Below are 390 nucleotides of genomic sequence, written 5' to 3'. Positions count from 1 at the left end.
GCGTTCCCGCGGGAACGCCGCTGGGTCGTGCGGCTGCTCGGCGCTCGCCTGGTGGTGCAGCACCTCGCGGTGCTCCGCCGTCCCGAACCCGCGGTCCTCCGCGCGACGGCCGGGCTGGAGGCCCTGCACGCCGCGAGCATGGTGCCGCTGCTGGCACTCCCCCGGTACCGGCGGGCAGCGCTGGTCAGCGGCGCGGTCGCGCTGGGCTCCGCGCTGGCCGCACGCGCGGCGGCGGGCTCAGAGGGCCGGTAGCAGCAGCAGGGCCGTCGGCAGGAGGAGCAGCAGTCCGGCCGCGAGCAGCGCGCCGACGCGGGCGGCCGGCGGCAGCGGCGCGGGCGGCTCCAGCAGCCGGACGACCCGGGCCCGCACCGCACCCCCGGTCACCGCCAG

At 80.5% G+C, this 390-nt stretch carries 1 protein-coding gene; it reads left to right on the top strand.

The features are described 5' to 3' along the window. A partial coding sequence (locus A6V29_RS08645) for a hypothetical protein (protein ID WP_212719159.1) occupies positions 1-252 on the top strand: 252 nt, incomplete at its 5' end. Positions 253-390 lie beyond the last annotated feature (138 nt).

Origin of the sequence: Blastococcus sp. CCUG 61487, from assembly GCF_005222955.1 — a bacterium.
Lineage (GTDB): Bacteria > Actinomycetota > Actinomycetes > Mycobacteriales > Geodermatophilaceae > Blastococcus.
Note: the sequence above shows the minus strand (reverse complement) of the source record. Positions and strands in the feature narration are given on the sequence as shown.